19 protein-coding genes and 2 pseudogenes are annotated in these 19,006 nt (G+C 67.7%); 14 read left to right on the top strand and 7 right to left on the bottom strand.

The window, feature by feature from the left end; genetic code table 11:
* Positions 1-362 (top strand): annotated as a pseudogene (locus Q0627_RS22150) (hypothetical protein); the annotation flags it as partial.
* A 23-nt stretch (positions 363-385) separates the two neighbouring features.
* Here Q0627_RS22150 and Q0627_RS22155 read toward each other — a convergent pair.
* Positions 386-970 (bottom strand): cysteine dioxygenase, encoded by a 585-nt coding sequence (locus tag Q0627_RS22155; protein WP_291012659.1) that lies wholly within the window; start codon positions 968-970, stop codon positions 386-388.
* Positions 971-1,356: 386 nt separating this feature from the next.
* Between Q0627_RS22155 and fdxA the strand changes: the two genes are divergently transcribed.
* Entirely contained in the window at positions 1,357-1,680 is a 324-nt protein-coding gene (gene fdxA, locus Q0627_RS22160) for a ferredoxin (protein WP_170319196.1), read from the top strand.
* 38 nt (positions 1,681-1,718) lie between these two features.
* Positions 1,719-2,825, top strand: a complete 1,107-nt coding sequence (dapC, locus tag Q0627_RS22165) for a succinyldiaminopimelate transaminase (RefSeq protein WP_298812974.1) — start codon at positions 1,719-1,721, stop codon at positions 2,823-2,825.
* An 18-nt stretch (positions 2,826-2,843) separates the two neighbouring features.
* On the opposite strand, the gene dapD is transcribed toward dapC, so the two are convergent.
* A complete protein-coding gene (gene dapD, locus Q0627_RS22170; RefSeq protein WP_298812977.1) occupies positions 2,844-3,794 on the bottom strand; it encodes a 2,3,4,5-tetrahydropyridine-2,6-dicarboxylate N-succinyltransferase in 951 nt (316 codons plus the stop codon).
* Positions 3,795-3,912: 118 nt separating this feature from the next.
* Between dapD and dapE the strand changes: the two genes are divergently transcribed.
* The 9 genes and pseudogenes from dapE (at position 3,913) to Q0627_RS22215 (ending at position 11,877) form a co-directional block, all read left to right on the top strand.
* Positions 3,913-5,025, top strand: coding sequence for a succinyl-diaminopimelate desuccinylase (gene dapE / locus Q0627_RS22175; protein WP_298812979.1), 1,113 nt, complete (start codon positions 3,913-3,915; stop codon positions 5,023-5,025).
* A gap of 96 nt (positions 5,026-5,121) precedes the next feature.
* Entirely contained in the window at positions 5,122-5,868 is a 747-nt protein-coding gene (locus Q0627_RS22180; protein WP_298813018.1) for a TIGR00730 family Rossman fold protein, read from the top strand.
* Positions 5,865-6,410, top strand: coding sequence for a TIGR00730 family Rossman fold protein (locus tag Q0627_RS22185; protein WP_298812981.1), 546 nt, complete (start codon positions 5,865-5,867; stop codon positions 6,408-6,410). Before Q0627_RS22180 ends, Q0627_RS22185 begins: the two co-directional genes overlap by 4 nt.
* 129 nt (positions 6,411-6,539) lie before the next feature.
* Positions 6,540-8,315, top strand: a complete 1,776-nt coding sequence (locus Q0627_RS22190; protein ID WP_298812982.1) for a long-chain-acyl-CoA synthetase — start codon at positions 6,540-6,542, stop codon at positions 8,313-8,315.
* A 74-nt stretch (positions 8,316-8,389) separates the two neighbouring features.
* Positions 8,390-9,256 carry a dihydropteroate synthase gene (folP, locus tag Q0627_RS22195; RefSeq protein ID WP_298812984.1) on the top strand — a complete coding sequence of 289 codons (867 nt, stop codon included), beginning with the start codon at positions 8,390-8,392 and terminating at the stop codon, positions 9,254-9,256.
* 47 nt (positions 9,257-9,303) lie between these two features.
* Positions 9,304-10,302, top strand: a complete 999-nt coding sequence (locus tag Q0627_RS22200; protein WP_291011960.1) for a glucosyl-3-phosphoglycerate synthase — start codon at positions 9,304-9,306, stop codon at positions 10,300-10,302.
* 22 nt (positions 10,303-10,324) lie between these two features.
* Positions 10,325-10,612, top strand: a pseudogene (locus Q0627_RS22205) (DivIVA domain-containing protein); the annotation flags it as partial.
* 138 nt (positions 10,613-10,750) lie between these two features.
* The gene (locus Q0627_RS22210) at positions 10,751-10,918 is read left to right on the top strand and encodes a DUF3117 domain-containing protein (protein ID WP_005192435.1); all 168 of its coding nucleotides are present in this window, start codon (positions 10,751-10,753) and stop codon (positions 10,916-10,918) included.
* 116 nt (positions 10,919-11,034) lie between these two features.
* Positions 11,035-11,877 (top strand): putative RNA methyltransferase, encoded by an 843-nt coding sequence (locus Q0627_RS22215; protein ID WP_349255514.1) that lies wholly within the window; start codon positions 11,035-11,037, stop codon positions 11,875-11,877.
* Here the strand turns inward: Q0627_RS22215 and glgA are convergent.
* On the bottom strand, positions 11,863-13,029 hold the full coding sequence (gene glgA, locus Q0627_RS22220) for a glycogen synthase (protein WP_298813007.1): 1,167 nt from the start codon (positions 13,027-13,029) through the stop codon (positions 11,863-11,865). The genes Q0627_RS22215 and glgA overlap by 15 nt on opposite strands.
* Positions 13,030-13,192: 163 nt before the next feature.
* On the opposite strand from glgA, the gene glgC reads away from it, so the two are divergent.
* A complete protein-coding gene (glgC, locus tag Q0627_RS22225) occupies positions 13,193-14,422 on the top strand; it encodes a glucose-1-phosphate adenylyltransferase (RefSeq protein WP_291011261.1) in 1,230 nt (409 codons plus the stop codon).
* A gap of 56 nt (positions 14,423-14,478) precedes the next feature.
* Here glgC and Q0627_RS22230 read toward each other — a convergent pair whose 3' ends face one another.
* The 3 genes from Q0627_RS22230 to cofD are packed head-to-tail and all read right to left on the bottom strand — an operon-like array spanning position 14,479 to position 17,452.
* Complete coding sequence (locus Q0627_RS22230; protein ID WP_298813010.1) at positions 14,479-15,045, bottom strand: NUDIX hydrolase; 567 nt, start codon at positions 15,043-15,045, stop codon at positions 14,479-14,481.
* The gene (locus tag Q0627_RS22235) at positions 15,042-16,403 is read right to left on the bottom strand and encodes a coenzyme F420-0:L-glutamate ligase (protein WP_298813013.1); all 1,362 of its coding nucleotides are present in this window, start codon (positions 16,401-16,403) and stop codon (positions 15,042-15,044) included. The genes Q0627_RS22230 and Q0627_RS22235 overlap by 4 nt, the downstream gene beginning before the upstream one ends.
* Positions 16,400-17,452 (bottom strand): 2-phospho-L-lactate transferase, encoded by a 1,053-nt coding sequence (gene cofD / locus Q0627_RS22240; protein ID WP_291011253.1) that lies wholly within the window; start codon positions 17,450-17,452, stop codon positions 16,400-16,402. Before cofD ends, Q0627_RS22235 begins: the two co-directional genes overlap by 4 nt.
* A gap of 525 nt (positions 17,453-17,977) precedes the next feature.
* Between cofD and Q0627_RS22245 the strand changes: the two genes are divergently transcribed.
* Positions 17,978-18,211 (top strand): WhiB family transcriptional regulator, encoded by a 234-nt coding sequence (locus Q0627_RS22245; RefSeq protein WP_291011269.1) that lies wholly within the window; start codon positions 17,978-17,980, stop codon positions 18,209-18,211.
* A gap of 125 nt (positions 18,212-18,336) precedes the next feature.
* On the opposite strand, the gene Q0627_RS22250 is transcribed toward Q0627_RS22245, so the two are convergent.
* Positions 18,337-18,846, bottom strand: coding sequence for a metallopeptidase family protein (locus Q0627_RS22250; protein WP_291011250.1), 510 nt, complete (start codon positions 18,844-18,846; stop codon positions 18,337-18,339).
* Between the last annotated feature and the right edge of the window lie 160 nt (positions 18,847-19,006).

Consider the following 19,006-nt stretch of genomic DNA (forward strand, 5'->3'; position numbering starts at 1 on the left):
TGCTGTCCGACCTGGCGGTGCTGAGTTGCGGCGGTGTGGCCAACGGCATCTACCCGACCGATGCGGCCAGCCAGGTCGAATACCTGTCGGCCGACTCCCGCACCACCATCCTGTTCGTCGAGGACGACGAGCAGCTCGACAAGGCACTCGAAGTCCGCGAGCGCCTGCCCCCCGGGTGGGGCTCCACCCGAACCGACCACACCGCCGCCGAGCCGCAGTACGTGCTCGATCGCGGCAGGTGGATCGACGCCGCGCTCACCGCCCACGTCGAGGCGCTCGCCGACCCCGTGACCGGCCTGGCCGTCGACACCCGGCCGGTGGGCCGGAGCCTGCCGCGGCAGCCGGTGGCGGGTCTGCCCTAGGGGGTACGCGCCGGGGCAGATCGCTATTCGGGGAGATCCTTGAGTTCTGTACGGGTGCGCCGCAGCGTGCCGTGCTCGGTGACCTCGTAGTAGGACTGCGCGGTCAGCGGCGGCGAGTACGCCTGGACGGTGAGCGTCGGAGCGGAGCCGGGTTCGGCTCCGGCGGGACGAGGGTCGCGCATCAGATCGTGCACCCATCCGATCGGGAAGGCAGCCTGATCACCGGCACCGAGAACACGTACCTTCAGGTCGTCGCCCGTCCAGTGGTACTCGCGCAGTGACCCGGACATCACAGTGAGAGCACCGAGCGATCCGGCGTGATCGTGCAGTTCGGATTCACCGTCGTCGACCCAGCTGACGAGCCACAGCTCGAGGTCGTCGCGCCGCTGCAGACGGATCGCCGAACGGGTGGACCGGTCCCACTGCGCCGGCAACAACGCGTCGTAGCGGCCGTCGAGGATGTCCGCGGCCCCCTGGTCGGCGATGCGCAGAAGATCGGCCGGCAGCAACCGGGTGGGTAGGTGCCGGGTCAGCGGTCGCCGGATCGCTGAGCGTTGGTCGCGGTCAAGTGTGGGCAGACCCGCCCGAAGCGTCCCGGATGCCGTCATGGCGCCCACTTTGCCGGGCGGTGCCGGTCGGGGCCACCGTTTGCTGCACCCTGATCGCAAGCACCGAAGGTCATCCGCCGGTGTGATCCGTATTACTTATCTGTCCTAAAACGATGGATCGGATCCATGAAACCGCTGGTCAGCTTCTCGGGGTGGTCCGCTTAGGGCACGGTCAGTTTTTCTTCGGCCGGGTATAGGGCGGATACTGTGGTGCGCGATCTTCTCGCCGGGTACAAGTGTGCCCGCCGGACGGTCCGCAGGTGGTGCGACCAGCCCTTGCGCCACTTTCGCCGCGGTACGAACCGCCGACGTGCACACCGGATGTGGTGCGCACCAGACGTCGGGTCTCGCCACGTGGCGGAGACGAACGTGCAGCGAAGGAGAGAGTGGTGACGTACATCATCGCGGAGCCTTGCGTCGATGTCATGGACAAGGCCTGCGTCGAAGAGTGCCCGGTGGACTGCATCTACGAAGGCGGGCGGAGCCTCTACATCCAGCCCGACGAATGCGTCGACTGCGGCGCCTGCGAACCGGTGTGTCCGGTCGAGGCGATCTTCTACGAAGATGATGTCCCGGACGAATGGGAACCGTACGTCAGCGCCAACGCCGACTTCTTCGACGACCTCGGTTCGCCGGGCGGTGCCAGCAAGGTCGGCAAGACCGACTACGATCCTCCTTTCATCGCCGCACTCGCGCCGATCGAGGAGTAGTCGCGTTCTTCTTGTAGGGCTTGTAGGAATGGGAACCAGTGGGTAACGCATCACGCCGTAAGGTCAGTTCGACGCTGCCCGACTTTCCGTGGGACACCATCGCCGGTGCGAAGGCGACGGCCGCCGCGCATCCCGACGGGATCGTCGACCTGTCGGTGGGCACACCCGTCGACGCCGTCGATCCGCTGATCCGCCGCGCACTCGATGACGGTGCGTCGTTCCCGGGCTACCCCACGACGATCGGTACCACCGACCTTCGTGAGGCCGCCGCCGCGGCGCTGACCAGGCGTTACGGGACGTCGGAGCTGGGTACCGACCAGATCCTGCCGGTGATCGGCACCAAGGAGGCGATCGCCGGACTGACGTCGATCCTCGGGATCGGTGCCGGTGAGACGGTGGTGATCCCGGAGGTCGCGTACCCGACGTACGAGGTCAGCGCACTGCTGGCCGGGGCGACTCCGGTGCGGGCGGACTCGACCGTGCAGCTCGGTCCGGCCAGGCCGGCGCTCATGTTCGTCAACTCACCGTCGAATCCCACCGGCAAGGTGCTGGGCATCGATCACCTGCGCAAGGTCGTGCAGTGGGCGCGCGAGCGCGAGGTGATCGTGGCCTCCGACGAGTGCTATCTGGGCCTGACCTGGGAAGGCGAGGCGTACTCGATCCTCGACCCACGGGTCTGCGACGGCGACCACACCGGCCTGCTGGCCATCCACTCGCTGTCGAAGGTGTCGAATCTGGCGTCCTACCGGGCCGGCTTCTTCGCCGGCGACCGCGACCTGATCGCCGAACTGCTCGCCGTCCGCAAACATTCGGGCCTGATACTGCCGTTCCCGATCCAGTCGGCCATGACCGCTGCCCTGAACGACGACACCCACGTCGATGCCCAGCGCGAGCGCTACCGGGCCCGCCGCGACGTCCTGAAGGCGGCCGTCGAGAACGCGGGCTTCACCGTCGATCATTCCGAGGCGGGCCTGTATCTGTGGGCCACCCGCGGCGAGGATTCCCGCGTCACCCAGGGCTGGCTCGCCGAGCGCGGCATCCTGGCCGCCCCCGGCGACTTCTACGGACCGGCCGGAACCAAACACGTCCGCATGGCCCTCACGGCGACCGACGAACGCATCGCCGCAGCAGCCGCCCGCCTCTGACGGCGGGCGGCGCAGCCGTCAGTCGTTCTTGTGCAGGATGTCGTTGAGGGCGATGCCGTCACCCTTCCAGGGGAGCACCTCCACGGCGCCGGTGATGCTGTTGCGGCGGAACAGCAGGTTGGAGGCTCCGGCGAAGTCGCGGGCGCTGGCCCGGGTGCCGTCGGGGCCGGTCACCTTGGTGCCCGCAGTCACGTACAGCCCGGCCTCGATGACGCAGTCGTCGCCGAGGGGGATGCCGCAGCCGGAGTTGGCGCCGAGCAGGCAGCGTTCGCCGAGCGCGATGATCTCCTTGCCGCCTCCGGACAGCGTGCCCATCGTCGACGCGCCGCCGCCCACGTCCGAGCCGTCGCCGACGACGACGCCGGCCGAGATGCGACCCTCGACCATCGAGTTGCCGAGCGTGCCGGCATTGAAGTTGACGAAACCCTCGTGCATGACGGTGGTGCCCGAGGCCAGGTGAGCCCCGAGCCGGACGCGGTCGGCGTCACCGATGCGGACGCCGGTGGGGATCACGTAGTCGACCATGCGCGGGAACTTGTCGATGTGGGTCACGGTCACCGGTCCACGCGCCCGCAGCTTCAGGCGGGTCTTCTCGAAACCCTCGACCGCGCACGGACCATGGTTGGTCCACACCACGTTGGTGAGCAGGCCGAATTGGCCGTCGAGGTTGATGCCGTGCGGTGCGACGAGCCGGTGCGAGAGCAGATGCAGCCGCAGGTAGACGTCGTGGGCGTCGACGGGGGCGGCGGAGATGTCGGCGATCGACGTGCGGACCGCGACGATCTTGACGCCGCGCGCCTCGTCGGTGCCGATCAGGGGTTCGAGGTCGGCGGGGACGTCGGCGAGGTCGAGGACGTCGGTGCCGGTGGTGGCGACCGCGTCATCGAGTGCCGGTTCGGGGAACCAGGTGTCGAGGACGGCGCCGTCGTCGGTCAGGGTGGCGATACCAGTTGCGATTGCTCCAGTCACGGGTGCAGTTTACGGCCTGCGTGCCGTCACAAACCCCACCGCTGGGGCCTGCCACGACAACTATTGCGATGCCGGGGCTCAGCGGTGGGGTTTGTGACAGGCCACTACCGTGAACAAGGTGACCATTCTGAACCTGACCGCCGACCCCGTCGAACTCACCGCAGCACTTGTCGACATCGAGAGCGTGTCGCGGGACGAGGCGCTCATCGCCGACGTGGTCGAGGCCGCGTTACGCGAGCAGACGAGCGGTTTCGAGGTGATCCGGCACGGTAACTGTGTACTGGCCCGCACCTCCCGGGGCCTGCCGACGCGGGTGTTGCTCGCCGGTCACCTCGACACGGTGCCCATCGCCGACAACGTTCCGCATCGCAGGGGTAGCGGTTTCGACGACCACTACGGCATCGACGACGAATTCCTGCACGGCTGCGGAACGGTCGACATGAAATCCGGTGACGCGGTGTTCCTGCATCTGGCGGCGACGCTGGAGAATCCCGCCCACGATCTGACCCTGGTGTTCTACGACTGCGAGGAGATCGCCGCCGAGTTCAACGGCCTCGGGCACATCGAACGCGACCTGCCCGAGTGGCTGGCCGCCGACGTCGCCATCCTCGGCGAACCGACGTCCGGCCTGATCGAGGCCGGCTGCCAGGGGACGCTGCGGGTGCGCCTGACCGCTGCCGGCGTCCGGGCGCATTCGGCCCGATCGTGGATGGGGGACAACGCCATCCACAAGCTCGGCGGGGTGCTCACCACGCTGGCCGCCTACCAGCCGCGCCGCGTCGACATCGACGGCTGCGAATACCGCGAAGGACTCTCGGCGGTGGCCATCGGTGGCGGTGTGGCCGGCAACGTGATCCCCGACGCCGCGCACGTCGACGTCAACTTCCGGTTCGCTCCCGACCGCAGCATCGACACCGCGCTCGCACACGTGCGAGAGGTCTTCGCCGAACACCTGGACTCGGGTCTGGTCACCCTCGAGCTCACCGACTCGGCCGCCGGCGCACTGCCGGGCCTGGCACACCCGGCCGCCGCCGCGCTCGTCGAGGCAGCCGCCGGCAGGTTCCGGGCCAAGTACGGCTGGACCGACGTGTCCCGGTTCTCCGCGCTCGGTATCCCCGCGGTCAACCTGGGCCCCGGCGATCCGAGCCTGGCCCACCGCGCCGACGAACGGGTGCCCGTGAGCCAGATCCGCGAGGTCACCGACCTGCTGCGCGGGTATCTTTCCCGTTGATCCCGCAGCGGTCGCGCCCGCGCTGCTAGCGTGTGCGGCGTGAGCCAACCAGACCTGCCGCCCACCCCGGACACCTCCACCAGCTATGCGGGGCCGATCCTGTTCCGCCGGGACGATTCCGAGGAGACCACCGACCGGAGTCTGCTGGCGTGGGTCGACCCTCGCGACCCCGGGCGGCGGGTGGATCGCACCGTCCGTGATTCGTGGCGGGTGCTGCGTATCCAGTCCGAGTTCGTCTCCGGTTTCGACGCGATGAGCGACGTTGCCGAGGCCGTGACGGTCTTCGGTTCGGCCCGCATCAAACCCGATACCGATGCCTACCGTCTGTCGGTCCGTCTCGGGCAGGCGCTCGGCGAGGCCGGTTACGCGGTCATCACCGGCGGCGGTCCGGGTGCGATGGAGGCAGCCAACCGGGGTGCCTTCGACGCGGGCGCCCAATCGATCGGCCTCAACATCGAGTTGCCGTTCGAACAGCACATCAATCCGTGGGTCGACGTCGGCATGAACTTCCGCTACTTCTTCGTGCGCAAGACGATGTTCGTCAAGTACGCGCAGGCCTTCGTCTGCCTGCCGGGCGGTTTCGGCACCCTCGACGAACTGTTCGAGGCACTCACCCTGGTGCAGACCAAGAAGGTCGAGCGGTTCCCGATCGTGCTGGTCGGCCGCGACTACTGGGCCGGACTCATCGACTGGATGCGTGACCGGCTGCTCGCCGAGGGAATGATCTCGGCCGGCGACATCGACCTGCTGCACGTCGTCGACACGCCGGAGGAGGCGGTCGAGATCGTGAAGTCGTCGTGTCCGACGTGTGGCAAGGACGGCGACGGGGGCCCGGCCCGGTGAGCGGGCCGATCGCCATCTGCGTGTACTGCGCCTCGGGCCCGGTCGATCAGCGTTACCTGGATCTCGCCGCGGAGGTGGGTGCGGCCATCGCCGCGGGCGGTCACACCCTGATCTCCGGCGGCGGCAATGTCTCGATGATGGGGGCTCTGGCCCGGGCGGTGCGGGCGGGCGGCGGTCACACCGTCGGTATTATCCCCACCGCGCTGATGGAGCGCGAGGTTGCCGACACCGGCGCCGACGAGCTGATCGTTACCGACACCATGCGCCAGCGCAAGCAGCAGATGGACGATCGGGCCGACGCGTTCATCACCCTGCCCGGCGGGATCGGCACCTTGGAGGAACTCTTCGAGACGTGGACCGGCGGCTATCTGGGGATGCACGACAAACCGGTGATCCTCCTCGATCCCGAGGGCTTTTACGCGCCGCTGCTGGAATGGCTGGCCGCCCGCATCGACGACGGGTTCGTCTCGCGGCGTGCGATGGACAGGCTGCTGGTGACCGATTCCGTGGTTGCTGCGTTGGCCCTGGCTACCGGCCGGTAAGGTGATCCGCACCACCGGAGTCGAGCGGCAGGATGTGTCCGGGCACTCCCCGTGCGGGAGATCGTGAGGCACACCCTAAGATGTCCGGTGTACAAGTGTGCACCTGAATGTAGGGGAGATCGGAAACAAATGGCCAAGGACGATCGTAAGACGGTCACCATCGCCGACATGGGGCGCGGACTGCTGAAAATGGCCCCCGACGTTCCGGGCATCATCAGGCACGCCCCGGGCCTGATCCTGCGGTCTCCGAAGATGAAGAAGACGATCGGGCACATCTTCCAGAATCTGGCCAACGCCCACCCCGACCGCCCCTTCGTGCGGTTCGAGGGCGCCACGACCAGCTACGGCGAGGCCAACCGCCTGGTCAACCGTTACGCGGCGGTGCTCACCGAGAACGGCGTGAACCGCGGCGACGTGGTGGCGATCCTGGCGAAGAACAGCCCCACCGACCTGTTCGTCATCCTGGCCACCGTCAAGCTCGGTGCCACCGCCGGAATGATGAACTACAACCAGCTGGGCGACGTCGCCGAGCACAGTCTGTCGCTGCTCAAGGCCAAGGTCCTGGTCTACGACCCCGACTGCGCCGACGTGTTCGACTCGGTGTCGCCGGCCAAGCTGCCGCCGCGCACCCTCGACTTCACCGCGCTCGACGCGGCCGCGGCCGGTAAGCCGGAGACCGATCCGGCGATCACCAAGGAACTGCCGGCCTCCACCGACGCGTTCTACATCTTCACCTCGGGCACCACCGGCCTGCCCAAGGCCAGCGTGATGAGCCACAACCGCTGGCTCGCCAACTTCTCGGGCATCGGCGGTCTCGGTGTGCGCCTGCACCACAACGACACCATGTACGTGGCGCTGCCGCTCTATCACAACAACGCCCTGTCGGTGTCGCTCGGTTCGGTCCTGGCCGGCGGCGCGTGCGTCGCGATCGGCCGCAAGTTCTCGGCGTCGAAGTTCTGGGACGACGTCATCCTCAACCGGGCCACCGCCTTCTGCTACATCGGCGAGCTGTGTCGCTACCTGGTGGCCCAGCCGCCCAAGGACACCGACCGTAAGCATTCGGTGCGCCTCGCCGTCGGCAACGGTATGCGCCCGGACCTCTGGGACGAGTTCGCGACGCGCTTCGGCATCGACCGGATCGTCGAGTTCTACGGGGCCAGCGAACTCAACATCGCCTTCATCAACGCCTTCAGCGTCGACAAGACCGCCGGGTTCTGCCCGCTGCCGTACGTGATCGTCGACTACAACGACGACGGCAGCCCCAAGCGCGATGCGAAGGGACGTCTCACCAAGGTGGGCAAGGGCGGTACCGGTCTGTTGCTGGCGCAGATCAGCGACCGTGTCCCGCTCGACGGCTACACCGATGCCAAGGAGACCGAGAAGAAGGTCATCCGCGACGCGTTCAAGGACGGCGACGCCTACTTCAACTCCGGCGACCTCGTCCACGATCAGGGCTTCTCGCACGTCTCGTTCGTCGACCGGCTCGGCGACACCTTCCGCTGGAAGGGCGAGAACGTGGCCACCACCGAGGTCGAGGGTGCGGTGGACGCGGTCGACGCCGTCGAGCAGACCGTCGCCTACGGTGTCGCGATCCCCGGCACCGACGGCAAGGCCGGCATGGTCGCGGTCAAGCTCCGCGACGGACAGACCCTCGACCCGGTGAAGCTCGCCGCCCACCTGTACGATTCGCTGCCCTCGTATGCGATCCCGCTGTTCGTGCGGATCGTCGACGAACTGGAGTCCACGTCGACGTTCAAGACCCGCAAGGTGGAACTGCGCAACGAGGGCTACAGCGAGACGGGCGCCGATCCGCTGTACGCACTCGCCGGGCGGGCCAAGGGCTACGTCCCGTTCTACGACGAGTACGCCGCTGACGTCGCAGCCGCGAAGGTCCCGCGGGGGTAGTCCGCGGCCCGGTCCACAGTCCCGCGGGGGTAGCCCGCCGGGCCCGGTTCAAGGCGGCCACTAGTGTGGAGCGCATGACCTCGCCCACACTCTGCGGCCGACCGGTGGCGACCGACCGCGCCCTCGTGATGGCCATCGTCAACCGCACCCCGGACTCGTTCTACGACCGGGGTGCGAGTTTTGCCGACGCACCTGCGCAGCAGCGGGTGCACCGGGTGGTCGCCGAGGGCGCCGACGTCATCGACATCGGCGGTGTCAAGGCCGGGCCGGGCGAGGAGGTCGACGCCGCCACCGAGGCGCAGCGCGTCGTCGGGATGATCGGCTGGATCCGCGAACAGTATCCGGACGTACTCATCAGCGTCGACACCTGGCGGGCGGAGGTGGCCGCCAAGGCGTGTGCCGAGGGTGCCGATCTGATCAACGACACGTGGGCCGGTGCCGATCCCGAGCTGGTGTCGGTGGCCGCGACCATGGGGGCGGGCATCGTGTGCTCGCACACCGGCGGCGCCCGTGTACGTACCCGTCCGCACCGGGTCGCCTACGACGACGTGGTGGCCGACGTGCTCGCCGAGGTGACCACGGCCGCCGAGCGTGCCCTCGCTGCGGGGGTGGCCCGTGACTCGATAGTTATCGATCCGACGCACGATTTCGGCAAGAACACTTTCCACGGATTGACCTTGTTACGCCAGGTAAAAGTTCTTGTTAACACCGGCTGGCCGGTGCTGATGGCGCTGAGCAACAAGGATTTCGTGGGGGAGACTCTTGGTGTGGACCTGAAAGACCGGCTGGAGGGAACTCTCGCAGCGACAGCACTGGCCGCCGCAGACGGCGCCCGGATGTTTCGCGTACACGAGGTTGCCGCCACCCGGCGCGTGGTCGACATGGTCGCTGCCATAGCGGGAACGAGAGCTCCCGCCCGAACAGTCAGGGGACTCGCATGACCAAGCCAGCCAAGCCCAAGAGTGGTCCGGGGCGACGCAAGCCGAGGATGATCGGCAGCCGCGACAAGACCTCGATGTGGCCCGCACCGGCCGACACCGGAAGCCCGAAGCGGGACTGGTCGGTCACGCACACCTGGGAACGTCCCGACTGGACGATCGACGAGCTGGTCGCCGCCAAGGACGGCCGCACCGTCTCCGTCGTGCTGCCCGCGCTGAACGAGGAGGACACCGTCGCCGACGTGATCGCCTCGATCATGCCGCTGTACCCGCATCTCGTCGACGAGGTGATCGTGCTCGATTCCGGCTCGACCGACGCCACCGCCGAACGCGCCACCGCCGCCGGGGCGCGGGTGATCAGCCGGGAGGAGGCCGTTCCCGAACTCGAGCCCGTCAAGGGCAAAGGTGAGGTGCTGTGGCGGTCGATCGCGGTCGCCGATGGCGATCTGATCGCCTTCGTCGACTCCGACCTGATCGATCCCGACCCGATGTTCGTGCCCAAGATGCTCGGACCGCTGCTGATGAACCGGGACATCCACCTGGTGAAGGGCTACTACCGGCGCCCGCTGAAGACCGGCGGATCCTCCGACCCCAACGGCGGCGGCCGGGTCACGGAGCTGGTCGCGCGTCCGCTGCTGGCCTCACAGAAGCCGGACCTGACGGCCGTGCTGCAACCGCTGGGCGGTGAGTACGCGGGCACGCGCGAACTGCTGTCGTCGGTTCCGTTCGCGCCGGGTTACGGGGTGGAGATCGGGCTGCTGATCGACACCTACGACAAGTACGGACTCAACGGTATCGGGCAGGTCAACCTGGGCGTGCGCACGCACCGCAACCGGCCGCTGATCGAGCTCGGCGTGATGAGCAGGCAGATCGTCGGTACCTTCATGCGGCGCTGTGGTTTCGCCGACTCCAATGTCGGACTGACCCAGTTCACGGCCGAACCCGACGGGACGTTCAGCCCGCACACCACCGATGTATATCTGGAGGATCGTCCGCCGATGAACACCATCCGCCCGGAAGCGGCCGGTGACGAGGAGATCGCCTCATAGACAGCCGTGCCACTATGGACGAGTGCAGACAATCCTGATCTATCTGCTGGTGATGGCACTCGTCGTGGTGGTGGTCTTCGCCGTGGTCTGGTTCGTGTTCGGCCGTGGCGAGGATCTGCCGCCCCTCGATCGCGGCACGACGCTGACGCGGTTGCCGCGTGCGGGCGTGACCGGCGACGACGTGCGGGCGCTGACGTTCGCGCAGGCGGTCCGGGGCTATCGCCAGGACGAGGTGGACTGGGCGCTGGAGAAGGTGGCCCGCGAACTCGACGAGTTGCGTACGGTCGTCGCCCGCCTGCAGGCACGTGATGAATCCTGCGAGTGTACTGACGGGTAACATGGAGCGGTGTGCCGCTTGCGCTGCGCCGAACAGGCACGTCATCGGCGGATGCGTCCGGTGCGGCACGTACTATGTGAGCCAGGCAGTTGCTCTGAAGGGAGTTCGAGAATGGCGGCGATGAAGCCACGTACTGGGGATGGGCCTCTCGAGGCGGCCAAGGAGGGGCGTGGAATCGTCGTCAGGATTCCCATCGAGGGCGGTGGGCGCCTCGTCGTGGAGCTGACACCCGACGAGGCGAGCGCTCTCGGCGAAGAACTGCGCGGGGTCACCGGCTGACCTCGGTCACCGTACGGCCCGCGCTCGGCGCGGTGCTCGACGTGTTGCAGTGTCCGGTCTGTTGTTGTGGCCGGGCCGGCGACTCGGGGGGTTCGGGGGATGATTCGCCCGGGCGGCTGTGGGTCGGCCCGGATCGCCGCTCGCTGGTCTGCGACGCGGCACATTCCTTCGACGTTGCCCGGCAGGGCTATGTCTCGCTCCTGAATGGACGCACCCGTCGATTGCGATCGGACACGGCGGAGATGGTCGCCGCACGAGGCCGCGTGCACCAGGCGCAGGCGTTTGCGCCGGTCGTTGACGCGGTGGCGCGGACGGTGTGGGCGCGGACGGTGTGGGCACCGGCCGACTGCACCGCAGAACATCCAGACGGCGAACATCCGGTGGTCGCCGACATAGGTTCGGGCACCGGGCACTATCTGGCCGGTGTTCTCGACGCGCGGCCCGGCGCGCGTGGCATCGGCATCGATCTGTCGAAGTTCTGTGCCAGGGCGACGATCCGGTCCCACGACCGGTCCGCTGCGGTGGTGGCGGACGCATGGTCGGGCCTGCCGATCCGGTCCGCGCAGGTCGCTGCCATCATGTCGGTGTTCTCCCCGCGCAACGTCGCCGAGTTCGCCCGGATCCTGCGGCCCGGTGGGGTGGTGGTGACGGTGACTCCCGAACCGGGGCATCTGGCCGAACTGGCAGGCCCGATGGGGATGCTACGGATCGCCGACGACAAGGATGCCCGGCTGGACTCCGATATGTCGGACGGTTTCGGCGCGCCGGCCGCACAGTCGGTGAGCTACCGCATCGATGCGCCGGTTTCACTGGTCGCGGATCTGGTCGCGATGGGCCCCACGGCATTTCACCGTGGTGAGGCCGAGATCGCCGCGGCGGCACAGATACTGGCCGGAGACCGGGTCACGGTTCCCGTCACGATAGCGGTACGGGTGGCTGCTTTCCTACCGAAGGGTTGACCGGTACACGTCGAGCGTCTGTTCGGCGATCGTCGCCCACGAGAACTCCGCGGCCGCTCGCTCCCGCCCGGACCGGCCCATCGCCGCCGCGGTCGCCGGGGCACCCGCCACGGCGTTCACTGCGTCGGCAAGCCCCTGCTCGAAGCCGATCGCATCGGCCGGATCGTAGGGCACCAGAGTGCCGGTGACGGTGTCGTCGACCACCTCGGGGATGCCACCGACGGACGAGGCCACCACCGCCGTTTCACAGGCCATGGCCTCGAGATTGACGATGCCGAGCGGTTCGTACACTGACGGGCATACGAAGACGCTTGCGGCGGTGAGGATTTCCCTGATCCTGGGCAGGGGAAGCATGTCTCGGACCCAGTAGACGCCCGCGCGTGATGCCGACAGCTCCGCCACCGACGATTCGATCTCGGCCCCGATCTCCGGGGTGTCGGGCGCGCCGGCGCACAGCACCAGCTGGATCGACGGATCGAAGTGATGTGCCGCGGCCACCAGGTGCGCCACGCCCTTCTGCCGGGTGATCCGGCCGACGAACGCGACGATCGGCCGCTTCGGATCGACGCCGAGTGATGTCAGCGTCGACCCCGGGCCGAACGGGTCATCGACCGGATACCACGACTGCGTGTCGATGCCGTTGCGCACCACGTGAACTCGGGCGGGGTCCAGATACGGATAGGTGGTGCACACGTCGGTCGCCATCCCGGTGCTGACCGCGATGACGGCATCGGCGTACTCGACGGCGTTACGTTCGGCCCAACTCGACACCCGATAGCCGCCGCCGAGTTGTTCTGCCTTCCACGGCCGCATCGGTTCCAGGGAATGGGCGGTGAGGATGTGCGGGACACCGTACAACTGTGCCGCGAGGTGTCCGGCCAGTCCGGTGTACCAGGTGTGCGAATGGACGACGTCGGCACCGGCCGCCCCCACCGCCATCCGCAGATCCGCGGACAGCGTGGTGATGGCGGCGTTGGCCCCGGCCAGACCAGGATCGGGCTGATAGACCGCGGCGGTCGGGCGGTCGGCGCCCATGCAGTGGACGTCGACCGCGGCAAGGGTGCCGAGGTGTTTGACGAGTTCGGTGACGTGCACACCGGCGCCGCCATAGACCTCGGGGGGATATTCACGCGTCATCATCGCAACCCGCATGTGAACGACGCTAGTGCCCCCGTCAGCGGTCCGCCACACATTGCGTCAAATGGACGCGGCGGCGGGACGCGCGCGATGAAATCGGCGGAACGTCGGAGAGTTTCGTGACTATTACCGGCTCGTTCGTCTGGCCCCGGCCACTGTTGGCGGTTAAGTTGAGAGGGTGAGATCACAGCCGCACGTGCTCGGTATCGTCCTCGCCGGCGGCGAGGGCAAGCGCCTGTACCCACTGACCATGGACCGTGCCAAACCGGCGGTGCCCTTCGGCGGTGCCTATCGCCTCATCGACTTCGTCCTGTCGAATCTGGTGAACGCCGGCTACGAGCGGATTTGCGTACTGACGCAATACAAGTCGCACTCCCTCGACCGGCATATCTCGCAGACCTGGTGGAGTTCGGGCTTTCACGGCGAATACATCACCCCGGTGCCCGCGCAGCAGCGGCTCGGGCCGCGCTGGTACACCGGCAGCGCCGACGCCATTTTCCAGTCGATGAACCTGATCGTCGACGAGAAGCCCGAGTACATCGTGGTTTTCGGCGCCGATCACGTATACCGGATGGATCCGTCGCAGATGGTGGCCGCGCATATCCGCAGCGGTGCCGACGTCACGGTCGCCGGCATCCGGGTGCCGCGCTCGGAGGCGTTCGCCTTCGGCTGCATCGACGCCGACGCCTCGGGCCGCATCACCCGCTTCCTCGAGAAGCCCAAGGACCCGCCCGGCACACCCGACGATCCGGACGTCACGTTCGCCTCGATGGGCAACTACGTGTTCACCACCGATGCTCTCGTGCAGGCGTTGCGGGCCGACGCCGCCGACTCCGATTCCGATCACGACATGGGCGGCGACATCATCCCCGCTTTCGTGGCCAAGGACACCGCATACGTCTACGACTTCAAGGACAACGACGTCCCGGGCGCCACCGAACGCGACAAGGGTTACTGGCGCGACGTCGGCACGCTCGATGCGTTCTACGACGCCCACATGGATCTGGTGTCGGTGCATCCGGTGTTCAACCTGTACAACCGGCGCTGGCCCATTCGGGGCGAAAGTCTGAACCTGCCGCCCGCCAAGTTCGTCGAGGGCGGGCACGCCGAGAATTCGGTGGTCGGTGCGGGCTGCATCATCTCGGGGGCCACGGTCACCCGCTCGGTGCTGTCCTCGGACGTCTTCATCGAGGCCGGTGCGGTGGTCGAGGACAGCGTCCTGATGCCCGGTGTCCGGGTGGGCAAGGGCGCGGTGGTGCGCCGGGCCATTCTCGACAAGAACGTGGTGATCGCCGACGGTCAGCAGATCGGTGTCGACCACGATGCCGATCGCGCGCAGTATTCGGTGAGCTCGGGCGGGGTCGTGGCCGTCGGAAAAGGTGTGACCATCGCAGGTCCCGTCACATAGACCGGCCCGGTCAGCACACATAGACCGGCCCGGTCAGCACACATAGACCGGCCCGGTCAGCGGCGCAGTGCGGCCAGGCCCCTGGTGATCAGTTCGGGCTGGTCGTCGGCGGTGCCGGGCGGCAGACCATCGATCGGCCACCAGGCGAGGTCGACGGACTCGTCGCTGCGCACGAACGCGGGCAATCGGTCGTCCGGTTGCGGCGGCGTGAGTGCGGCGAACCGAACGTCGAGATGCCGCGTGGGCACGCCCAGCGAACAGGTAACCGAGTGGGTATGCAACCCGACGATGCCGACGCTCAGATCGAGTCCCTCGATACCCGACTCCTCGCGGCCCTCACGCGCAGCGGCGTCGGTGATGGTCGCGTCATCGGGCTCGCAGTGCCCGCCGAGCTGGAGCCATTGGCCGACCCGCGGATGCAGGGTGAGCAGGACGTGCCGCAGCGTGGCGTCGAAGACGATCACCGAGGCCGTGAGATGTCCGGACGCCGACTTACGCAGGCACGCATCGGGATTCGCGTCGAGAAACGCGAGATAGGTGTGCCGCAACGAGTTTTGGGCGTCGTCGGGTGCCTGCCAGTCCCGCAATGCGGTGACGGCCGAACGATGCAGTGCGGTGCTCATAGCTCCAGGACCAGCCCTTCGGTGGCGGCGGGCGGACGCAGCGCTGTGTCGTCGACGGGGTAGCCGATGGCGATCGCGCCGAGCGGCTCCCAGGCCGGGCCGAGTCCGAGTACCTCGCGGACGGTGTCGGCGGCGAAGATCGTCGAGCCGATCCAGCAACTACCGATGCCCCGCGCGGACAGCGCCACCAGCAGAGCGTTCACCGCGCCGCCGGCCGCAACGGTGAACATGGTGTGCTCGCAGGCATTCCTGCGGGCGTCGGGATAGGTGTGGGCACCCTCGGCCACCAGGAAGGGGATGACGACTTCCGGTGCGTCGTACAGGATCCGGCCGCGCGAGAGCCGCTTGTCGATGGATTCGGCTGTCCTGGAATCGGATTGGAGATCGCTGCGCCAGCGTTCGGTCATCGTCTCCAGCAGCCTCACCCGACGCGCGGGGTCGCGTAGCCGGACGAACCGGACCGGGTGCGTGTGGTGGGGTGCGGGGGCGGTCAGCGCGTCGGCAAACGACTCATGCAGCAACTCCGGTTCGACCGCCCGATCGATGAAGGTGCGCACGGACCTGCGGGTGCGCAGCGCCTCCCGATGCCCCTGCGCGATGGCCTCCTCGGTACCGAGACGGAACAGGTCGTCGGCTGTCGGCCGGACCAGGTCGCGGGCGGTGGTGCCGTCATCGGCGACGCGTAGCCCGCGGACGATGGCCACAGGCACGCCACCGAGTTTGCCCTTGGCCAGGTCGGCGGCCGCGGCGATCTCGTCGGCGACGGCGATGTCGGTGACGATCAGCGGATTGCCGTACCCGTCGACCGAGCCGTCGTAGCCGTGGGACACCGCGATACCGGCCGCGCCGATGGCCACGTCGGTCTGCCCGGTCCGCCAGGCCCGGCCCATGGTGTCGGTGACGATGACGCCCACGGTGCGGCCGGCCAGTTCGGCGATCCGCTCACGGAGTCCGGCGGCGCTGGCATCGGGATCGAGTGGCAGCAGCGCGAGCTGATCTCGGGCCACGTTCGATCCGTCGACACCGGCCGCGGCCTGCACCAGGCCGTTGCGGTTCTCGGTGATCCAGGTGGCGTTCCGGCGGGCCAGGATGCGCACGGTCTCGTCGCTGATCAGTTTGCGGCGCAACCGATCCCGCTCCTCGGGTGCGGTTGGTGCGGCCACCATGCGACCTTCGGTCTTGGAGAAGATCTTGCTCGTCACCACCACCACGTCGGCGTCGCGGAGCCCCGGTCCGCCGGCTCCGTTCACCGCGCCCATGATCTCTGCGGCGATATCGGAACCGGGACCGAATTCCCCGAGGCCGGTGACCGGGAAGATCTCGATGGCCGAACCGGATGCGTGGTCGGTCGCGGTCATAGGTCGTGCCCGTCGGCGGCCGGGGTGTTGACGCCGACGAGGGCGCACGCGTCGGCCACCATCCGCGCGGTGGTGGCCGGGTCGGTCATCAACAGTGGCGCGGTGCCGACGGTGATGCCGTCGACCACCGCGGTGTCGACGGCATCACCGTCGGCGATCAGCCAGCCGTCGAGGATGCCGTTCCCGCTGCGCGGACCATAGTGTGCCGCGATGGCCTCCGCCGATGTGGCCACCCCGATCGCGGTCAGGCATTCGTCGGCCATGCCGCGCAGGGGCTTGTTGTCGATCACCGGCGACACACCGACGACCGGTGCCGCGGTGGTCCGCAGCGCGCCGCGGATCCCGGGGACTGCCAGGATCGCGCCGACGCTGACGACCGGGTTGCTCGGTGCCAGCAGCACGATGTCGGCCTCCGCGATCGCTTCGAGTACTCCGGGCGCCGCAGTGGCCCGGTCGGCCCCGATCTGCACGAAACCGTGCGCCGGTATCTGCGCGCGATGGCGCACCCACCATTCCTCGAAGTGGATGGCGACGTATTCATCTTGCGACCCACCGGGTTTGGCGATCTTGACATGGGTTTCGCAGCGATTGTCGGTGGCCGGCAGCAGCCGCACGCCGGGTTGCCAGCGTCGGCACAGCGCGGCCGTGACGTCCGAGAGCCGATAGCCGGCGTCGAGCATCTGGGTGCGGATCAGGTGTGTCGCCAGGTCTCGATCACCGAGTCCGAACCAGTCGGGATCGGCTCCGTAGGCGGCCAGTTCCTCCTTGGCGTTCCAGGTTTCGTCCGAGCGGCCCCAACCGCGGCCGGAGTCGATGCCGCCGCCGAGGGTGTACATGCAGGTATCGAGGTCGGGACAGATCCGCATGCCGTGCATCCGCACGTCGTCGCCCACATTGACGATGGCAGTGATGTCATGGTTGCCCGGCGCATCCACCGGATCGCCCGACTCGCTCAGTGGCGGAGGGAACGGTGTGGGGCCCAGAAGCGCACGCACTCCGAGCAGGAATCTGGCGCCGCCGACACCGCCGGCGAGCACGGTCACTTTCACCGCAACGAGTATAGAGGGGCGGTGGGGAAGGGGCGGATCGATATGGACGGATCTTCGGTTTTGACTTGACCGGACCGCTGAGAGGCGTGTCTAATCACACCAGTGTCATTTGCGATTTGCGATCAATAATCCGGTCGAGAGTCCTTGGATGCCACCAGTTTCGACCAGATGTTCGATTTCTGCCGACGTGAAGTACTTATTCGGGGTGAGTGATGACACGAAGGATAGTTCAGATGAGTTCGGCCGGTGGCCGAACGCGGCCGACGCCGGTTCCCGGCGGCCGGATCGGCGATGTTCGTCGCCATGTTGAGGTTTTGAGTTCTGACAGCAATCGGCCCGTCCCCGGCGGCGAATTTCACGAGGGAGGAGCTCCGAGATGACTTCTGACCACTCGATCGAGAATCCGCGTGAAGACCTTGAGGCCGGGTGTCGGGTATCGAACAGGTGAGCGGTAATGCAAGCGATGGTGAGCGCGACGGAGTAGGTTCACGTCATTTGTCGTTGGTGGCCAACGACTTTGACAGCATGTTCGACGCGGTCGAGCACCAGTGGCAGGACGACGCGCTGTGTGCGCAGACCGACCCCGAGGCATTCTTCCCGGAAAAGGGAGGATCGACCCGCGAGGCCAAGCGGATCTGCCACGGGTGTGAGGTACAGGCAGAGTGCCTTGAGTACGCATTGGGCAACGACGAGCGGTTCGGTATCTGGGGCGGGCTGTCCGAAAGGGAGCGCCGCCGGATCAAACGCGGTATCGTCTGACACTTTCCCAACGGACTGCCGCCGGAGCGACCACATCGCTCCGGCGGCAGTCTGTTTCGGGTAGCAGTCTGTTTCGGGCCGCACCCTGTTTCAGCGGCGGTCTGTTTCCGGCGCTCGACACACCCTCAGCCGGGTCCGTTGTCGATGGTGTCCTCATCGACGCCGAGGTGTGTGGCCACCTGCTGGACCAAGACCTCGTGGATGAGTTCGAGCAGGTCTGCGCCGCGCTTGGCGCGCATCTCCAAGGGTCGGCGGAAGAGGATGATCTGGGCACGGGTAGGTCGGCCGTGGACGTCGATTCCCGCGGGGATGAGCCTGGCCAGCGGCACCGCGCCGTCGGCGGTGACCTCGTCGGGCCACTGCACCGAATCGGGATCGGTCGGCAGCATCCGGGGGATCTCGTCGACCGCGATATCGAGGTCGGCGATGCGGTCGTGCCAACGCTGATCGATGTCGGCGAACGCCTCGAGCGCGTTGCGGTCGAAGTCGTCGGACCGGCTGGTGTGCGCGGGCACCGTCTGGGGCAACAGTGGTGCCCGCAGGCCGCGACCGCGACGGTCTCGTCCCGCACGGGAGATTCCCCGCCGGGTACTGTCGCCTGCCGGCTGGTTCCGGCGCCGCGGATCGGTGCGCATGGCGTGAGTGTAGTGCGCGCAGGAGCAGTGACGGGTACCGGCGCGGTATCCATGTTCGGATCCGGCGTGCGCGTTGGCGCGTGTCAGAGGTATCGATAAGGGCCTCGGCACGATAATCTCGTGGGGTGAAACTTCCACGACAGTGCTGCAGGCCCGGTTG

The sequence above is a fragment of the uncultured Gordonia sp. genome (genome assembly GCF_937858515.1).
In the GTDB taxonomy this organism is placed as follows: Bacteria; Actinomycetota; Actinomycetes; order Mycobacteriales; family Mycobacteriaceae; genus Gordonia.